At 34.1% G+C, this 1,689-nt stretch carries 3 protein-coding genes; all 3 read right to left on the bottom strand.

The window, feature by feature from the left end; all coding sequences use genetic code 11:
* Positions 1-167 precede the first annotated feature (167 nt).
* Positions 168-509 carry a type II toxin-antitoxin system PemK/MazF family toxin gene (locus tag JUI58_RS17150; RefSeq protein ID WP_204105022.1) on the bottom strand — a complete coding sequence of 114 codons (342 nt, stop codon included), beginning with the start codon at positions 507-509 and terminating at the stop codon, positions 168-170.
* Positions 502-1,047, bottom strand: a complete 546-nt coding sequence (locus JUI58_RS17145) for a restriction endonuclease (RefSeq protein WP_204105021.1) — start codon at positions 1,045-1,047, stop codon at positions 502-504. The genes JUI58_RS17150 and JUI58_RS17145 overlap by 8 nt, the downstream gene beginning before the upstream one ends.
* Before the next feature lie 354 nt (positions 1,048-1,401).
* Positions 1,402-1,551 (bottom strand): hypothetical protein, encoded by a 150-nt coding sequence (locus tag JUI58_RS17140; RefSeq protein ID WP_204105020.1) that lies wholly within the window; start codon positions 1,549-1,551, stop codon positions 1,402-1,404.
* Positions 1,552-1,689 lie beyond the last annotated feature (138 nt).

The raw sequence follows: 1,689 nt of genomic DNA, 5'->3' as shown, positions 1-1,689 counted from the left end.
TCTTCTCTCAATACTCCGGACAAAATTAGGAAGCAAGAGAACCATAAGTCAATAGCTGACGATAGTTGGGATGCAATTTCATTAAAGTGGGGTCAAGTTATGAGTGATTGATTGATATTTTATGGTTTTTCGCGATCGTTTCTCAATTCTGTAAATGCGATCGCGTTTTAAGTCTCTAAAACTTTGCATAAAATCTCAGCAAGTTGATTTTGAGTCTTGCTTGATAATTGACCGAGTTCGCGACTAATGATAGATATGCGAATGGTCATCAATTGTTCTAGTTTAATGGTGGAAGATTTTTTCAAACCACTGCCAAGAAAATCGGGGTGGCTATTATCAAGAATGTAATCGGTATCTAGTATTTTTTTTGGAATCTGACTTGTAATAAGCGCTAAAATGACATGATTGTATTTTCCAATCGGATCCGTTAAACATAAACTAGGACGTACTTTAACTGATGATAGATCGTCGAATATAAAAGAAACTAAAACAATTTTTCCTTTAGTCATGGAGTGGTTTTCCGTCTGCTAACGTATAAATATCTTCTTCTGGATCGTTCAAAAAATTAAATGCGGGATTTCTGATTGCGACTTTCAGTAATTCGCGACAACGAATACTTTGAGGGGTTTGAAACTGCGTACTATTCACTGCAATATTGCAAATGATTTCTTTTAAATCTTCCGATTCTATTTCTTGCAATTTTACTAATTCGATATTAGCGTATTGAGCGTATTTAATCGCATCGGTTGTAAATCCAACTTCAGAGATAACTATTCCTTTGCTAATCCGGCAATCTTCACAAATACAGTGAATTTGCATGACAACCTCTTTAGGTATTTTCTCGTTCCAATGTTGACATTCTATCATTATGTTGTAGATGCGATCGCTATCCAGACTGTAGGAAATCAAAACATCAATCTGATGTAAAACTTCCGATTTTCCTTCGCATTGACAGAAATTCCCAAAACATTCAATTTTAACGTCATCATATTTTTCAACGCGATCGCAGATATTTCGGATGACTTCTTCGTAATTTTGACAGTTCATCACTTTTTGGTTAAATATTCTACTTAGTCTAAAAAGATTGTATCATGGATTTTGGAATGCGATCGCGGGAGAAAAAAATGAAGATTCAAAAGAATCTTTGATTGTTTTGGTTGATATTGGCTCTCACGATGAAGTATATTGATTGAAGCATAGGATACCTAAATTCTTAATCGATCGCTACTTTTACTCAGAAAATATTTTTTGTCCGACGGGACGATGATTATCAATTATTTTATAAACGAGTCACTAAAGTTCTATATCTTTCTGAGTTGGTTTTCTGCTTTTATTGCGATCGATTTTTCATTAGGGTAAACGCATCTAAATTCGTATCAAAAGCTACAGATAGAAATTAGATTATAGTATCCAAGATGGACAATTTTCCTCGTTATTGACAATATCTAGAGCTTGTTGCATATCAGAAGAAGGTTTCTCTATTTTGTGGCTCAAAAATCCGGACATGGCGATCGCGATCGCAACTGTTCTTGGTTTTTTCTTCAAAGTCATTGGACAATTGAAGCTAAATAGAACAAATCAACAAAATTTTCTTATAAAGTCAGGGAAAAAAACTTTAAGAAGTTAATATTTTTTCTTCTCTCAATACTCCGGACAAAATTAGGAAGCAAGAGAACCATAAGTCAATAG

Source organism: Spirulina sp. CCY15215 (assembly GCF_016888125.1).
Lineage (GTDB): Bacteria > Cyanobacteriota > Cyanobacteriia > Cyanobacteriales > Spirulinaceae > CCY15215.
Note: the sequence above shows the minus strand (reverse complement) of the source record. Positions and strands in the feature narration are given on the sequence as shown.